This is a genomic window from Pseudomonas sp. GW823-FHT02C02 (assembly GCF_058797635.1).
This window is the reverse complement of record NZ_JBXAJV010000004.1, coordinates 427,483-443,818: the sequence shown is the minus strand read 5'-3', so window position 1 is coordinate 443,818 and position 16,336 is coordinate 427,483. Positions and strand designations below refer to the sequence as shown.

General features: G+C 60.2%; 13 protein-coding genes. 7 read left to right on the top strand and 6 right to left on the bottom strand.

The genetic code is table 11. From position 1 onward, the window contains the following. The first annotated feature begins 68 nt into the window (after window positions 1-68). The 7 genes from AC1ROI_RS09740 to AC1ROI_RS09710 all read left to right on the top strand — a co-directional run bounded on the left by AC1ROI_RS09740 (window position 69) and on the right by AC1ROI_RS09710 (window position 9,961). The gene (locus AC1ROI_RS09740) at window positions 69-1,142 is read left to right on the top strand and encodes a fatty acid desaturase (protein WP_102595596.1); all 1,074 of its coding nucleotides are present in this window, start codon (window positions 69-71) and stop codon (window positions 1,140-1,142) included. Between the two features lie 385 nt (window positions 1,143-1,527). Beyond that, the gene (locus tag AC1ROI_RS09735; RefSeq protein WP_010464834.1) at window positions 1,528-2,109 is read left to right on the top strand and encodes an alpha/beta hydrolase; all 582 of its coding nucleotides are present in this window, start codon (window positions 1,528-1,530) and stop codon (window positions 2,107-2,109) included. A 59-nt stretch (window positions 2,110-2,168) separates the two neighbouring features. Then, a complete protein-coding gene (locus tag AC1ROI_RS09730) occupies window positions 2,169-3,101 on the top strand; it encodes a sigma 54-interacting transcriptional regulator (RefSeq protein WP_102595595.1) in 933 nt (310 codons plus the stop codon). A 174-nt stretch (window positions 3,102-3,275) separates the two neighbouring features. After that, complete coding sequence (locus AC1ROI_RS09725; RefSeq protein ID WP_010464830.1) at window positions 3,276-4,058, top strand: MetQ/NlpA family ABC transporter substrate-binding protein; 783 nt, start codon at window positions 3,276-3,278, stop codon at window positions 4,056-4,058. 685 nt (window positions 4,059-4,743) lie between these two features. After that, window positions 4,744-5,847 carry an efflux RND transporter periplasmic adaptor subunit gene (locus AC1ROI_RS09720; RefSeq protein ID WP_083375297.1) on the top strand — a complete coding sequence of 368 codons (1,104 nt, stop codon included), beginning with the start codon at window positions 4,744-4,746 and terminating at the stop codon, window positions 5,845-5,847. Continuing rightward, window positions 5,844-6,911: an efflux RND transporter periplasmic adaptor subunit gene (locus AC1ROI_RS09715; protein WP_010464827.1), complete on the top strand. Its 1,068-nt coding sequence runs from the start codon at window positions 5,844-5,846 to the stop codon at window positions 6,909-6,911. Before AC1ROI_RS09720 ends, AC1ROI_RS09715 begins: the two co-directional genes overlap by 4 nt. Then, a complete protein-coding gene (locus tag AC1ROI_RS09710) occupies window positions 6,908-9,961 on the top strand; it encodes an efflux RND transporter permease subunit (RefSeq protein WP_010464825.1) in 3,054 nt (1,017 codons plus the stop codon). Before AC1ROI_RS09715 ends, AC1ROI_RS09710 begins: the two co-directional genes overlap by 4 nt. A 114-nt stretch (window positions 9,962-10,075) precedes the next feature. On the opposite strand, the gene AC1ROI_RS09705 is transcribed toward AC1ROI_RS09710, so the two are convergent. From AC1ROI_RS09705 to AC1ROI_RS09680, 6 genes are all read right to left on the bottom strand, one after another. Continuing rightward, window positions 10,076-10,705 (bottom strand): class I SAM-dependent methyltransferase, encoded by a 630-nt coding sequence (locus tag AC1ROI_RS09705; RefSeq protein WP_010464822.1) that lies wholly within the window; start codon window positions 10,703-10,705, stop codon window positions 10,076-10,078. Between the two features lie 357 nt (window positions 10,706-11,062). Continuing rightward, window positions 11,063-11,707: a methionine ABC transporter permease gene (locus AC1ROI_RS09700; RefSeq protein ID WP_077747487.1), complete on the bottom strand. Its 645-nt coding sequence runs from the start codon at window positions 11,705-11,707 to the stop codon at window positions 11,063-11,065. Next, window positions 11,697-12,818 (bottom strand): methionine ABC transporter ATP-binding protein, encoded by a 1,122-nt coding sequence (locus AC1ROI_RS09695; RefSeq protein WP_102595594.1) that lies wholly within the window; start codon window positions 12,816-12,818, stop codon window positions 11,697-11,699. The genes AC1ROI_RS09700 and AC1ROI_RS09695 overlap by 11 nt, the downstream gene beginning before the upstream one ends. Window positions 12,819-12,820: 2 nt before the next feature. After that, window positions 12,821-13,630 (bottom strand): MetQ/NlpA family ABC transporter substrate-binding protein, encoded by an 810-nt coding sequence (locus AC1ROI_RS09690; RefSeq protein ID WP_102595593.1) that lies wholly within the window; start codon window positions 13,628-13,630, stop codon window positions 12,821-12,823. Between the two features lie 143 nt (window positions 13,631-13,773). Further along, entirely contained in the window at window positions 13,774-15,132 is a 1,359-nt protein-coding gene (locus AC1ROI_RS09685; RefSeq protein ID WP_083375291.1) for an LLM class flavin-dependent oxidoreductase, read from the bottom strand. Continuing rightward, window positions 15,132-16,325, bottom strand: coding sequence for an SfnB family sulfur acquisition oxidoreductase (locus AC1ROI_RS09680; RefSeq protein WP_102595592.1), 1,194 nt, complete (start codon window positions 16,323-16,325; stop codon window positions 15,132-15,134). Before AC1ROI_RS09680 ends, AC1ROI_RS09685 begins: the two co-directional genes overlap by 1 nt. Window positions 16,326-16,336: the final 11 nt, after the last annotated feature.

Genomic DNA, 16,336 nt, shown 5'->3' with positions numbered 1-16,336 from the left:
TTCACGGCTACCACGGTGTGAGGGTTCACAAGGCAGGATGCGAACATCAATAACCAGAGGATGGAAGCATGGACGGTACTTCTGCAAGTCCCCAGCGACTGAATGCAGCCCAACGATCAGCGCATATTCGCGAAGTGGTGCTGGCCAGAGGGGTCGAACTGCGCAAACGCTACCCGATTCTCAACCATCAGGACGCCTTGGGCGCGGGCATTCTGGCCTTCGCGCTGGCCGGAATGATCGGTTCAGCGGCGCTCTACCTGACCGGGCACCTGGCCTGGTGGGCGTGCCTGTTGCTCAACGCGTTTTTCGCCTCGTTGACTCACGAGCTGGAACACGACCTGATTCATAGCATGTACTTCCGCAAACAACGGGTGCCGCACAACCTGATGATGGGCCTGGTGTGGCTGGCGCGCCCGAGCACGATCAATCCATGGATTCGCCGGCATCTGCACCTCAATCACCACAAGGTGTCCGGTACGGAAGCCGACATGGAAGAGCGCGCGATCACCAACGGCGAGCCTTGGGGATTTGCGCGGTTGTTGATGGTCGGCGACAACGTGATGTCGGCGTTCATTCGCATGCTGCGCGCCAGGACCTGGGCGCATAAATTCAGCATCATCAAACGCTCGTTGAAGGTCTACGCGCCGCTGGCGCTGGTGCATTGGGGCGCCTGGTACATGTTCCTCGGTTTCCATGGGGCAAATGGCATTGCCTACCTGATGGGGTCACCCATCGAATGGTCGGCGACCACGCTGTCGGTGATGACGGTCATCGACATCGCGGCGGTGGTGATCATCGGCCCGAACGTGTTGCGCACGTTTTGCCTGCATTTTGTCAGCTCCAACATGCATTACTACGGGGACGTGGAGCCGGGGAATGTGATTCAGCAAACCCAGGTGCTGAACCCTTGGTGGATGTGGCCGATGCAAGCGTTCTGCTTCAACTTCGGCAGCAGCCACGGGATTCATCACTTCGTGGTGAAGGAACCGTTTTACATCCGCCAGATGACCGTGCCGGTGGCGCACAAGGTGATGCGCGAGATGGGCGTGCGGTTCAATGATTTCGGGACGTTTGGGCGGGCGAACCGGTTTGTACGCGAGGAAACAGCAGAGGCGCAGGAGGTGCGTGCCGCTCAGGCGTGATCGATGTTCTCGGAAACTCAACACGGCAAAGGCGCCCGTCATCAATCTGACCCAAAGGGGCGGTACGTTATGACCCAAGCAGGATGACTTGGTAGTTACTGTATCGCTGACCCATTTATGCGTTTCGGATCTAATAAAGTAATTAAATATTCCTTTATTGGATAAGTATTGAAGTTAATCATCGCATCCAGTGATGTTGATTAGCGCTAGCAGATTTTGAGTTTCCGGGGCCGTCTCCTTGGCAGGGTGCGGTCCCTTTTTTTGTCTTTTCAAAACCACCGCATATTCCTTATAGGTCTTAATAAATAGCTTCTTATTCCTTAACGAACATAGCTCTCCTCCCTATACTCGACCGGGAACAGACACGCAGCAGGAGAGCTCCCCCATGCGCAACGAATCAATTCGCTACCTGATTGTGCCGGGCTGGCAAGGATCGCCGGAAGATCATTGGCAAAGTCACTGGCAGAACAGCCTGCCCAATAGCGCTCGGGTGGAGCAGGCCGACTGGCTGACGCCGCGTCGTGAAGACTGGGTTGCCGCGCTGGCAGAAGCGATTGCTGCCGACAGCACGCCGGTGATCTTGATTGCGCACAGTCTGGGTTGCATTACGGTCGCCCATTGGGCGGCCACGGCATCGCTGCATTTTTTGCGACAGGTTCGCGGTGCCTTGCTGGTCGCGCCGGCGGACGTTGAACGTCCGGCATGTGCCCCGGCCTTGCGCAACTTCGCACCGATTCCCACAACCCTTTTGCCCTTCCCGAGCCAGGTCGTCAGCTCCGACAACGACAGCGCCGTGAGTGCGCCGCGAGCCCTGGAGCTGGCTCGCAACTGGGGCGCCGAGGCGGGGATTCTGCCGGGTGCCGGACACATCAACGTGAAGTCCGGTCACCAGCGCTGGGAGCAGGGATTTGCCTATCTCTATCGCCTGCAAAATCGAATGGAACACCACGCCCTGCGACGCGCTTGAACCTTTTTCTTTTTTAGAACGCCAACCCGTCTCCCGGCGGTTCAGGGCGGGAGTCTGCCATGAGTTTCGAAGCCTTCGGTCAGCCACTGCTGACCTTTCCCGACGCAGAAAAAAGTCCCCTGAGTATTCGTGCCAAGGCGCTGGTGTTTGTCGATCCACGTTCCCGGCAGTTGCGCCAGGAGCTGGAACAACTGGCGCCGCGCTCGGTCTCGGTGTTGATCCGTGGTGAAACCGGCAGCGGCAAGGAATTGCTTGCGCGGCACATCCATCGTGCCAGTGATCGCGGCGGGTTATTCGTCTCGGTCAACTGCGGCGCCATCAGCCCGACCTATGCTGACGCCGAACTGTTCGGCTATGCCGCCGGCAGTTACAGCGGATCGGCCAGCAGCCGCGCGGGGTGGTTCGGTTCGGCCAATGGCGGCACGCTCTACCTGGATGAGATCGGCGACTTGCCGCTGCCGATCCAGATCAAATTGCTCGCCGCCCTGGAAAACCACGAAGTCACCCGCGTTGGCGCTCAGCAACCGAGCCCGGTGGACGTGCGCCTGGTGGCGGCCACCAGCATCGATCTGGCCCAGGCGGTGGCGGCCGGGAAATTCCATGAGCGGCTTTATCACTACCTCAGCGAAGGTCAACTCGAACTGCCGGCATTGCGTGACAGGGTCGGGGATATTTTGTCGCTGTCAGAATATTTCCTCGGCATCTACAGCCAGCGCCTCGACCTGCCGGTGCCGCTGATCAGTGAGGCCGCGCAGTTGGTGCTGGAGCGGCACAGTTGGCCGGGCAATACCCGGGAGCTGGAGAATGTCATTCACTTTGCGCTGCTGGTCAGTACCGGCGACGAGATTTTGCCGGAGCATTTGAATCTGCCTGAAGTGCCTGTGTCGTTGGTGCAGATTGAGCAGCAGATCGCGCAGGTGAGCAAAAACGGCACGGCTGGCGAGCGTTCGGCGCTAAAGGATCTGCTCGAAAGCTTTAGCCGAATGCTGTAACCCGTGTGGGTTAGAGCTGTATGAACAAAATGGAATATGAGAGTGAATAAAAGATATTGTTCGGGAATAAAAAATCCCGGTATTGTCCGCCTCACGCCAGCGATAGCACTTCACTGGCACACGTACTATTTAGCCGTCGTCGCTGACGACCGTGATTTTCGATAAGGACACTGCATGAAAAAGGTTCTGTTGTTCACCGCACTGGCGGCTGCCCTGACCGCGGGCCTGGCCCAGGCTGGCGAGAAACTGGTGGTGGCGGCGACCCCGGTTCCACACGCCGAGATTCTGGAACTGATCAAGCCAACCCTCGCCAAAGAAGGCGTGGACCTGGAAATCAAAGTGTTCACCGACTACGTTCAGCCGAACGTACAGGTCGATCAGAAGCGTCTGGACGCCAACTACTTCCAGACCCTGCCGTACCTGAAAAGCTTCAACGAAGGCAAAGGCACTAATCTGGTAACCGTGATCGGCGTGCACGTCGAACCATTCGGCGGCTACTCGAAGAAAGTCAAAACCCTGGCTGAGCTGAAAGACGGCGCGACCATCGCCATCCCGAACGAAGGCAGCAACAGCGGCCGTGCCCTGATCCTGCTGCAGAAGGCTGGCCTGATCGAGTTGAAAGACCCGAAAAACGCTCTGGCTACGCCGAAAGACATCGCCAAGAACCCGCACAACTTCAAGTTCAAGGAATTGGAATCGGCCATGCTGCCGCGTGTGCTGGATCAGGTCGACCTGGACATGATCAACACCAACTACGCGCTGGAAGCAGGTCTGAACCCGGCTAAAGATGCGCTGGTGATTGAAGGTGCCGATTCGCCTTACGTGAACTTCCTGGTGGCTCGTCCGGACAACAAGGACAGCGTTGCCATCCAGAAACTGGCCAAAGCCCTGACCAGCCCGGAAGTGAAAGCATTCATCGAGAAGAAGTACAGCGGCGCGGTACTGCCGGCGTTCTGATTCGCGAGGTAAACCCCTTCAAGGTTTCGAACGCCGACGGCTGGTAAAGCGTCGGCGTTTTTTTTGCCTGCGAGAAACCTGTGGCGAGGGCGCTTGCTCCCGCTGGGTTGCGACCCTAAATCCTGCACATGCGCTTCTTCAGGCACACCGTTTCGACTGATTTTGCGACTGCTGCGCAGTCGAGCGGGACGGTGCGGCGGTCCGACAAGCTCCCTCGTCACAAAAGCGCCCGCGCATTCAGGCTACCCTGGCCTCCAGCGCCCGGCGCAATGCCACCAATAACTTCACGATTTCTTGCGGATCCAACCGCTGTGGCACTTTCATCTCAGCCATTTTTCTCTTCCTTGTGAGGGTTCAGCCAGGGAGTCTGGCCAAAAGCTGTGCGTCCTTGGAGGGGCTTTTTGAAAAAAAGATCCCTCCTACAGCTGCAAGGAAAATAGTCGTCTTCTTTCGCCGCGACAAATCCGCGGGATAGTTTTTTGCGTGATGCGACAAGGTCGACGTGAAGCTGGCCAACACGACCGTCATCCGAACCTCAAGCTGGCTCTCAGTGGACTCCGCCAGGTGCTACAAGATTTGTGACTTGATGGCTTTATTTGAGGGCGTCAGGTGCACCCATGGAACCCTGTTCTAAGCTCACAGTCGTATCGCCATTGGCACGTCCGTACAACGCAAAGGAGTCTGCATGGCTGGTCCCGGATTGAAAATAGCGGTTGGTCTGAGCCTCCTTGCACTACTGACCGCGTGTGGCGATAAAAAACCGGTCGAGAAGGACCGTCCACGGGTCTTCGTCCAGGAGGTCAAACCCTTGGATTACGCCGCGTCGGTGACGCTCACCGGCGATGTTCAGGCCCGGGTCCAGACTGAGTTGTCGTTCCGCGTGGGCGGCAAGATCATTCAGCGCATGGTCGATGTCGGTGACCGAGTGTCGGCCAAACAAGTGCTGGCCAGACTCGATCCCAAAGACCTGCAGACCAGCGTCAATTCGGCCCAGGCCCAAGTCACCGCCGAGCAGGCCCGGGTCAAGCAGACCGCCGCCGCGTTTGTCCGCCAGCAAAAACTCCTGCCCAAGGGCTACACCAGCCAAAGCGAATACGATTCCGCGCAAGCCGCCTTGCGCAGCAGTCAGAGCGCGCTGACCGCTGCTCAGGCGCAGCTTGCCAACGCTCGCGAACAACTCGGCTACACCGCGCTGATTGCCGAGGCGCCAGGCGTGATTACGGCGCGTCAGGCCGAGGTCGGCCAGGTGGTGCAGGCGACGGTGCCGATTTTCAGCCTGGCGCGCGATGGTGAGCGTGACGCGGTGTTCAACGTCTACGAATCGCTGCTGGCCGAGGCGCCGGAGGATAAAACCATCGTGGTCAGCCTGCTCGACAACCCGTCGATCAAAACCACTGGCACCGTGCGGGAGATCACCCCGGCGGTGTCCGCGCAGACCGGCACCGTGCAAGTCAAAGTCACCCTCGACAGCCTGCCCGAGGGCATGCAACTGGGCTCGGTGGTAAGCGCTACGGCCAAGACACCCGGCAAGTCCGCCGTGGAATTGCCGTGGTCGGCCCTGACCAAAAACCTCAGCGATCCGGCGGTATGGCTGGTGGATGGCGAGGGCAAGGCGCAACTGCACAATGTTACGGTCGGTCGTTACTTGACCGGCAAAGTGATCATCAGCGCCGGCCTGCAGAGCGGCGAAAAAGTCGTCATCGCGGGCGGTCAGTTGCTGCACCCCGGCGTGAAAGTTGAAATCGCCGAAAACACCTACAAGGATCTTGCTGTGGAAGCTCAGCCATGAAGCGTCTGTTACTGGTGTGCACGGCGATGATGCTGGCGGCTTGCTCGAAAGAGGAACCGCCGCCGGAGCCGATACGTCCGGTGCTGTCGGTCAAGGTCGAATCGCTGGACGAGGAACATCTCGGCCGCTTTGCCGGCAGCATCCAGGCCCGCTATGAAAGCAATGTCGGGTTCCGCGTGCCGGGGCGCATCGCCAGCCGTAACGTCGATGTCGGTGCCGAAGTGGAAAAGGGCGCGCTGCTCGCCACCCTGGACCCTACCGATCAGCAGAATCAGCTGCGTTCCGCCCAGGGCGATCTGGCCAGCGTCCAGGCGCAATACATCAACGCCCAGGCCAGCGCCCGGCGGCAGCAGGAATTGTTCGATCGCGGCGTCGGCGCCCAGGCGCAACTCGATGTCGCGCAGACCGACCTGAAGACCACCCAGGCCTCTCTCGATCAAGCGAAGGCGGCGGTCGATCAGGCCAAGGATCAGCTCAACTATGTCGAATTGCGCTCGGACCACAAAGCCATCGTCACCGCGTGGAATGCCGAAGCCGGGCAAGTCGTCACCGCCGGCCAGCAAGTGGTGACCCTGGCGCAGCCGGACATCAAGGAAGCGGTGATCGACCTGCCGGACACCCTGGTCGACCAACTCCCGAGCGACGTCGTCTTTCAAGTTGCGGCGCAACTGGACCCGAGTATCAACACGACGGCCACTGTTCGTGAAATCGAGCCCCAGGCCCAGAGTGCGACGCGTACCCGTCGAGCCCGCCTGACCCTGACAGACACACCGCCCGGCTTTCGCCTGGGCACCGCGATCAGCGTCACCCTCAGCTCCGCGATCAAACCCCGCATCGAACTGCCCTTGAGTGCGCTACAGGAGGTCGGTGGGCAATCGCGCATCTGGGTCGTCGATACGCAGACCCAGACCGTTGCCCCACGGGACGTCAACCTTCTCAGCCGCACCGATTCGACCATGGTCCTGGCCAACGGTGTGAAGTCGGGTGAGCGGGTGGTCAGCGCGGGTGTGAACAGCCTGAAACCCGGACAGAAAGTGAAAATCGACGAGGACAGCCCCCAATGAAAGGGAGTTTCAACTTATCCGAATGGGCCCTCAAGCATCAGTCGTTTGTCTGGTATTTGATGTTCGTCGCGCTGCTGATGGGCGTGTTCTCGTACATGAACCTGGGGCGCGAGGAAGACCCGTCGTTCACCATCAAAACCATGGTCATCCAGACCCGCTGGCCGGGCGCGACCCAGGAAGAAACCCTCAAGCAGGTCACGGATCGCATCGAGAAAAAACTCGAAGAGCTCGACTCCCTCGATTACGTCAAAAGCTATACGCGGCCCGGCGAGTCCACGGTGTTCGTCAACCTGCGCGACACCACCAGTGCCAAGGACATCCCGGAAATCTGGTACCAGGTGCGCAAGAAGATCAACGACATTCGCGGTGACTTCCCCCAAGGCCTGCAAGGGCCGGGATTCAACGACGAATTCGGTGATGTGTTCGGTTCGGTCTACGCCTTTACCGCCGACGGCTTGTCGATGCGCCAGTTGCGCGATTACGTGGAACAGGTTCGCGCTGAAATTCGTGAAGTGCCGGGGCTGGGCAAGGTCGAGATGGTCGGTGAGCAGGACGAAGTCCTCTACCTGAATTTCTCCACCCGTAAATTGGCGGCGCTGGGGATCGATCAACGCCAGGTGGTGCAAAGCCTGCAAACCCAGAACTCGGTGACCCCGGCCGGTGTGATCGAGTCCGGTCCGGAGCGCATCTCGGTGCGCACCTCGGGGCAGTTCGCTTCCGAGAAAGACCTGGCCAACGTCAACCTGCGGCTCAATGACCGCTTCTACCGCCTGGCCGACATTGCCGACATCAGCCGTGGCTACGTTGACCCGGCGACCCCGGAGTTCCGTTTCAACGGCCACCCGGCCATCGGCCTTGCCATCGCCATGAAGAAGGGCGGCAACATCCAGGAGTTCGGCAAGGCGTTGCACCAGCGCATGACCGACCTGACCGCAGACTTGCCGGTGGGCGTTGGTGTACACACTGTGTCCGATCAGGCCGAAGTGGTGGAAAAAGCCGTCGGAGGCTTCACCAGTGCCTTGTTCGAAGCGGTGGTGATCGTGCTGATCGTCAGCTTCGTCAGCCTCGGTGTGCGCGCCGGGCTGGTGGTGGCGTGCTCGATCCCGCTGGTGCTGGCCATGGTGTTCATCTTCATGGAATACAGCGGCATCACCATGCAGCGGATTTCCCTCGGCGCATTGATCATCGCCCTCGGCCTGCTGGTGGACGACGCAATGATCACGGTCGAAATGATGGTCACACGCCTGGAAATGGGCGAGACCAAGGAGCAGGCGGCGACGTTTGCCTACACCTCCACGGCGTTCCCCATGCTCACCGGCACATTGGTGACCGTCGCCGGTTTCGTGCCCATCGGGTTGAACGCCAGCTCGGCGGGCGAGTACACCTTCACCCTGTTTGCCGTTATCGCGGTGGCGATGCTGGTGTCGTGGATTGTCGCTGTGTTGTTTGCCCCGGTGATCGGCGTGCACATTCTCAGCGCCAAGGTGAAACCCCATGACGCCGAGCCCGGGCGCATCGGCCGTGCATTCAACTACGGGATGTTTTGGGCCATGCGCAATCGCTGGTGGGCGATCGGTATCACCATTGCGCTGTTCGTGGCCTCGGTGTTTTCCATGCAGTTTGTGCAGAACCAGTTCTTCCCGTCGTCGGACCGCCCGGAAATCCTCGTCGACCTCAACCTGCCGCAAAACGCCTCGATGGCCGAAACCCGCAAGGCGGTGGACAAGCTCGAAGCGACGCTCAAGGATGACCCGGACATCGTGCGCTGGAGCACTTACATCGGCGAGGGAGCGATCCGTTTCTACCTGCCCCTCGACCAGCAATTACAGAACCCGTACTACGCGCAACTGGTGATCGTCAGCAAAGGCCTGGAATCGCGCAACGCCCTCAGTCAGCGCTTGCGCGAACGGCTGCGCAAGGATTTCGTCGGGATCGGCAGCTACGTCCAGGCGCTGGAAATGGGCCCGCCGGTGGGTCGCCCGATTCAGTACCGGGTCAGCGGCAAGGACATCGATCAGGTGCGCAAGCACGCCATCGCCCTGGCCACCGAGCTGGACAAGAACTCGCACATCGGCGAGATCATTTACGACTGGAACGAACCGGGCAAAGTCCTGCGCATCGAGATCGCCCAGGACAAGGCGCGGCAACTGGGGCTTTCTTCGGAAGACGTGGCCAACCTGATGAACAGCATTGTGGTTGGTTCGCCGGTGACTCAGGTCGATGACGATATCTACCTGATCAACGTCGTGGGGCGCGCGGTGGACGCGGAACGTGGCACGCCGGAAACCCTGCAAAACTTGCAGATCGTGACCCCGAGCGGCACGTCGATTCCGCTGCTGGCGTTCGCCACGGTGCGCTATGAACTCGAGCAACCGCTGGTCTGGCGCCGTGACCGTAAACCGACCATCACCATCAAGGCGGCAGTGCGTGATGAGATTCAGCCGACTGACCTGGTGAAACAGCTCAACCCCGCCATAGATAAATTCGCCGCTGGTTTGCCGGTGGGTTACTCGGTCGCCACGGGCGGCACGGTGGAGGAAAGCGGCAAGGCCCAGGGGCCGATTGCCAAGGTGGTGCCGCTGATGCTGTTTCTGATGGCGACCTTCCTCATGATCCAGCTGCACAGCGTGCAGAAGCTGTTCCTGGTGGCGAGTGTCGCGCCGCTCGGGCTGATCGGCGTGGTGCTGGCGTTGATCCCGACGGGCACGCCGATGGGCTTTGTGGCGATCCTGGGGATTCTGGCGCTGATCGGCATCATCATCCGCAACTCGGTGATCCTGGTGACCCAGATCGACGCCTTGGAGAAAGAGGGCGTTTCACCTTGGGATGCCGTGGCGCAGGCCACGGAGCATCGACGCCGACCGATTCTGTTGACCGCTGCGGCGGCCAGCCTGGGGATGATCCCGATTGCCCGGGAAGTGTTCTGGGGGCCGATGGCTTACGCCATGATTGGCGGGATCATTATTGCGACGTTGCTGACTTTGCTGTTTTTGCCAGCGCTTTATGTCGCCTGGTACAAAATCCGCGAGCCGCAGAAAGAGGTGCAGTAAGGCGAGCGCTACGCGCTCATCGCGAGCAGGCTCGCTCCTACAGGGGGACCGCGTCCGTCTGGACAACTCGGTCAACTGCAGGAGCGAGCCTGCTCGCGATGGCGTCCTGTCAGGCTACACCGGCTTGCGCCACACACTCGCCAACCAAGGCTGCTGCTCCCGCGGCAGCCCCGCCGGCCGGTAGTAATGCTCCTGCTCCACAAACCCCGCCTCAGTCAGTAATTGCTGCCACGCCGCAAGATCGTGATAAGCCCCATAACGCGGCCCATTCCACCCTTCCTGATTCTCGCCGCGAGGATTGGAACTGAACAACACGCCACCTGGCTTCAACGCCCTGCGCAACTCCTTCAACACCCGAGGCAATTCCTGGCGCGGGATATGAAACAACACCGCATTGGCAAAAATCCCGTCGAAGCGTTCATCCGGCAGGTCCAGCTTCAGAAAGTCCTGCTGCCATACTTCGCATCCACTGTCCTCACGCGCCATCTGCGCAAACTTTTCTGAACCATCGAGCCCGACAGCCCTGTGGCCCATGCGCGTGAACGTCTGCAAATCCCGCCCCGGCCCACAGCCGAAATCGAGAATGTCGAACGGCGCCTCGCCCTGAATATGCCGCAGCAGGGCATCGATGTTCTGGCTGACATCATGATCGCGAGTCCCCTCGCGAAAACCTTCGGCCACCGAGTTGTAATGGTCCAGGGTGGTGGCGGTGATCTTCTGGAGGTCGTCGGGGGTTTGCTTCATGGTCGGCTGCGCAGGCAATGGGGATATGGCCGAATATACGCCATAAGACGTGGGGCTGCTTCGCAGCCATTCGCGGGCAAGCCTCGCTCCTACAGTTGATCGAGTTGTTTCGACAGACGCGTACTCCTGTAGGCACACTGATTTTCCTGTGGGAAATGTTCCCCCTGTTGCGAGGGAAATTGCCCGTGTCGAGGACACTTTTGTGGCGAGGGAGCTTGCTCCCGCGGGGCTGCGAAGCAGCCCCCAGCCATTCAATGAGGTGTGTCAGATAAACCCGGTCTAAAGATCTTGCGATTGCTGCGCAATCGAGCGGGAGCAAGCTCCCTCGCCACAAAAGCGCTACAACCTTGACCGTGTTCAGCGCTTGTTGAGCCCCCGAGCCAAGCGATCCCCACCCAGCTGGATAATCGCCACCAACACCACCAGCAACACAATCACCGTCAGCATGATCTGGCTGTCAAACCGCTGATACCCATACCGATACGCAATGTCCCCCAACCCCCCCGCACCAATGGCCCCGGCCATGGCCGACGAGTTGATCATGGTCACCAACGTGATGGTGAAACCACCGACAATCCCCGGCAGCGCCTCGGGCAACAGCACATGCCAGACGATGTGCCAGCGCCGGCAACCCATCGCTTGGGCCGCTTCGATCAAGCCGTGATCCACCTCGCGCAAACTGACTTCGGCTATGCGCGCAAAGAACGGCGTGGCTGCAATCGTCAGCGGCACCACCGCGGCCCAGACCCCGTAAGTGGTGCCGACGATCAACCGGGTGAACGGAATCAGCGCCACCATCAGAATCAGAAACGGAATCGAGCGAAACAGGTTCACGAAGGCGCCCAGTGCACGGTTCAGCGCCGGTGCTTCGTAGATGCCGCCTTTGGTGCTGGTGACCAGGATGACCGCCAGCGGAATCCCCGCCAGCAGCGCAATCAGCGACGACACGCCCACCATCAGAAACGTGTCGATGAAGCCTTGCAGCAAGCGATCAAACCACATAACCGAGCACCTCCACCTGTTGCGCCCAGTGGCCGGCGCGCTGACGCAGTTGCTCGGCGCCCAAGGACGACCCCGTCACCGCCAGCAGCAATTGCCCCAGCGCATGGCCCTGAATGCGTTCCACGCCACCTTGCAGCAACCTCACGCGACCGCCGAGGGCGCTGAACAGCGCTGCCAGATCCGGTTCGTCTGTGGCGCTGCCGGTGAAGCGCAAACGCAACACAACCGCCGCATCCGAGGACTGAGGTTGTGGACGCAAACCGCTTTGCAGTTCTTCCGGCAGCGCGTGTTGCAGCGGCGCGAGCAAGGTCTTGCTGACTTCATGCTGCGGGTCGCCAAAGACTTTCCAGGCCGGCCCTTGCTCGACGATTTTTCCGTGCTCCAGCACCACCACCCGATCACAGATATCGCGGATCACCGCCATCTCGTGGGTGATCAGTACGATGGTCAAACCATGCCGCCGATTGATCTCGCGCAGCAGGCCGAGGATCGATTGCGTGGTCTCCGGGTCCAGTGCCGATGTGGCTTCGTCACACAGCAGGATCTCCGGGTCATGCACCAACGCGCGGGCGATGCCGACACGCTGTTTCTGTCCGCCGGACAGCTGCGCCGGATAGGCCTTGTGCTTGCCTTGCAGGCCGACCAACTCCAGCAGTTCGCGGACTTTCTGATCGCGTTTTTCCTTGGGCACACCGGCGACTTTCAGTGGCAATTCGACGTTCTGCCAAACGGTCTTGGCCGACATCAGGTTGAAGTGCTGGAAGATCATGCCGATCCGTCGGCGCAGCGCGACCAGGCGGTCTTCATCGAACTCGCCGATGTCCACTTGATCGATCAGCACCCGGCCGCTGCTCGGTTGTTCGAGACGGTTGATGGTGCGGATCAGCGACGACTTGCCGGCGCCGCTGCGACCGATGATGCCGAACACTTCACCGCGCTGGATCGCCAGGTCGATGCCGTGCAACGCCGCCACTGGACCCTGCTGACCGGTGTAGGTTTTGCCCAGGTCGATGAAGCGCACATGGGCGCGGTTCAGGTCCGGGTGCAGTTCAGTCTGTTCGGCTTTATGTGGCTCTGGAATCTCCAGTCGCCGTTGGATCGCGGCCGTCATCCTCAGCTTTCCCAGCCGGCTTGATAGAGCTTGCCGTGGGCTTTATCCAAGGCTGCACGAACAGCCGGCGAGTGCTGGTAGATATCGACAAACTTGATCAGGCGCGGATCGGTTTTGCTCTTGGGCTGGATCACGAACTGAATCACGTATTCCTTGTGATCGAGACCGTCGAACAGCAAGGCCGAACCGGCATCGAAAGTCTTCGACAGACGTATATACGCCGGGTAGCCCTGCACCAGATCGGCATCGTCATAGGCGCGCACCAGCTGTACCGCTTCAACCTGGAGGATTTTGATGTTCTTCGGGTTGGCGATGATGTCTTCTTCGGTGGCCTTGTAGCCGACACCCGGTTTTAGGGTGATCAGGCCGGCCTTGGCCAGCAATTGAAGACCGCGACCGCTGTTGATCGGGTCGTTGGCGATGGCGACGCTGGCGCCTTGTGGCAGTTCGTCGAAGCTTTTGTATTGCTTCGAGTAGAGGCCGACGTTGTTGATGATCCCCGGCGCAAACGGCACCAGGTCAAAACCGGCGGCAGCCTTGGCGTTTTCCAGGAACGGGACGTGCTGGAAATAGTTCACGTCGATGTCGCCGGCCGCGAGGCTGACGTTGGGGGCGATCCAGTCGCTGAACTCCACGAGGTCGACTTGCAGGCCTTGTTTTTTGGCTTCCTCGACGGCGGCTTCCAGCGGGATGGCGAAGGCCGCGGTGGTGCCGACTTTCAGCGGCGCGTCGGCGGCGAAGGTGACAGAGCTGAAGAGGCCGAGGGCCAGGGCCAGTGCTTTGACTGGGTGGGAGAGGCAGGTCGTTTTCATGATGGGGTTTCCAGTCAGTGCATAAATTTTGGGTGTTTGGGCGGGCCTCTTCGCGGGCAAGCCTCGCTCCTACAGGTTCAGCGCCGTACCGGACATTTGTGAACGACCAATACCTGTAGGAGCGAGGCTTGCCCGCGAAGCTTTTAGCGCCGAAACGCCGAGCCCGTATGTTGCTCAGGCAAATGCGCTTCGCCGTGAAACAGCTTTTCCCGCAGGCTGCCGTTGTCATAAGCCGTTTTGTACGACCCACGCCGCTGCAGCTCCGGAATCACTAGCTCAATGAAATCCACATAGCTTTCCGGCGTGACAATCCGTGTCAGGTTGAAGCCATCCAGCCCGGTCTCGGCGATCCACGATTCCAGTTCGTCCGCCACTTGCTCAGGCGAACCCACCACCGTGATGTAGCGGCCGCCGAGGGCGTGTTGCTCGAGCAATTTGCGCCGGGTCCAGTCGTTGTTTTGCAGGTTTTTGGTCGCCGACTGGATCGCATTGCTCTTCACGTACTGGATCGGCTCGTCGATCTCGTATTCAGAGAAATCGATGCCGGTCGACGCCGAAAAATGCGCGACACCGGCCTCCGCGCTGGCATAACTCAGGTATTCGGCGTGCTTGGCCCAGGCCAGCTCCTCGGTGGCGCCGACAATCACGTTCAAGCCCATGAACACCTTGATGTCTTCGGGATTGCGCCCGGCTTCAACAGCGCTGGCGCGAACCTTATCCACCTGAACCTTGGTCGATGGTTTGTTCTGCCCGCTGATGAACACGCACTCGGCATGACGCCCGGCGAACAGCAAACCGCGATCGGAACTGCCGGCCTGGAACAACACCGGCGTGCGCTGCGGCGATGGCTCGCAGAGGTGATAACCCTCGACCTGATAGAACTCACCCTTGTGTTCGACCTTGTGCACTTTTTCGGGTTGGGCGTAGATCCGCTGTTGCGGGTCATTCAACACCGCGCCGTTTTCCCAGCTGCCTTCCCAGAGTTTGTAGAGCACTTCGAGGTATTCATCGGCCTGGTCGTAACGGCGGTCGTGCTCGACTTGCTCGCTCAAGCCCATGGCCTTGGCGGCGCTGTCGAGGTAACCGGTGACGATGTTCCAGCCGACCCGGCCGCGACTCAGGTGATCGAGCGTCGACAGGCGGCGGGCGAACAGGTACGGCGGTTCGTAAGTCAGGTTGGCGGTGAGGCCGAAACCGAGGTTTTTCGTCACCGCCGCCATGGCTGAAACCAGCAGCAGCGGGTCGTTGACTGGCAGCTGGATCGATTCTTTCAGAGGCACGTCCACCGAGTTCTGGTAGACGTCGTACACGCCGACGATATCGGCGATGAACAGACCGTCGAACAAGCCGCGTTCCAGCAACTGCGCCAGTTCGGTCCAGTATTCAATCGTTTTGTACTGGGTGGAGGTGTCCCGTGGATGCGTCCACAAGCCGTGGTTGATGTGCCCGATGCAGTTCATGTTGAACGCGTTGAGCAGGATCTTCTTTTTCGCCTCGGCCATCAGATGGTCCCTCGCAACGGAGGGTTTTCATCGTTGAGGTAGTAGTTGCCGACGGCGTGATACTTCCAGCGCACCGGGTCGTGCAGGGTATGCACCCGCGCGTTGCGCCAGTGGCGATCGAGGCCGTGTTCGATCAGCGTTGCCTGACTGCCGGCCAGTTCAAACAACGTGCTGCCGGCGGCGAGGGAAATGTCGGTGCTGATGGCGCGGGCTTCGGCAACGGCAATCGAGGCCGCAGCGCCGGTCTCGGCGTTGGTGTTGGCCTGGGCTTTGTCGAGGAATTCGCCGGAGCGTTCCAGCAAGGCTTCGGCGGCGTGCAGGCGAATGCTCAGGTGGCCGAAACTCTTGAGGGTGAGCGGGTCGTCAGTGGCTTTTTCATGGGTGGCGTCGATCCACGGTCGGGTTTTGGTGCGCACGAAGTGCAGGGCATCTTCATAGGCGGCGCGGGCGATGCCGGTGTCGATGGCGGCGTGAAGAATCTGTGCCAGCGGGCCAACGGTGGTCGGGCGCTCGAACGCACTTTGAAACGGGATGACGTCTTCGGCGGCGACGTAGACGTCTTCGAACACCACCGAACCGCTGCCGGTGGTGCGCTGGCCGAAACCGCTCCAGTCGTCGATGACGGTCAGGCCTTTGCTGTTGTGGGGGACGAACGCCAGTTGCTGCACGCCGTTTTCATCCACCACCGACGTCGGAATGCGTTGCGCATAGATCGCGCCGGTCGCGTAGAACTTGCGACCGTTGATGCGATAACCGTCAGCGTCGCGGGTCAGGCTGGTGACGCGGTCATGGGCGGTTTTGGTGCCCAGTTCCGCCAAGGCATTGCCGAAACGCTGGCCGGCGAGCACTTCGGCGTACAGGCGTTTTTTCTGCTCTTCGCTGCCGTTCACGCGCAGCACTTCGAGGGCGTAGAAATGGTTCTGCGGGATCTGTCCGAGCGAGCCGTCAGCCTGGGCAATCAGCGCGATGACCTTGGCCAGGGTCACGTTGGAAACCCCGGCGCCGCCGTATTCCTTGGGCACGCTGATGCCCCAAAGACCCGAGCGGGAAAACACTTCCAGCTCCGGGTGCGGCAAACGGCGTTCGCGGTCGCGCAGGGCGCTGTCGCGTTTGAAATCTTCGGCCAGATCGGTAGCGACGATCAGGGCTTGCTCATCGCTGGTTATGACCGCGACGTGGTGAGAATGAGTCATGTGTTTCTCCA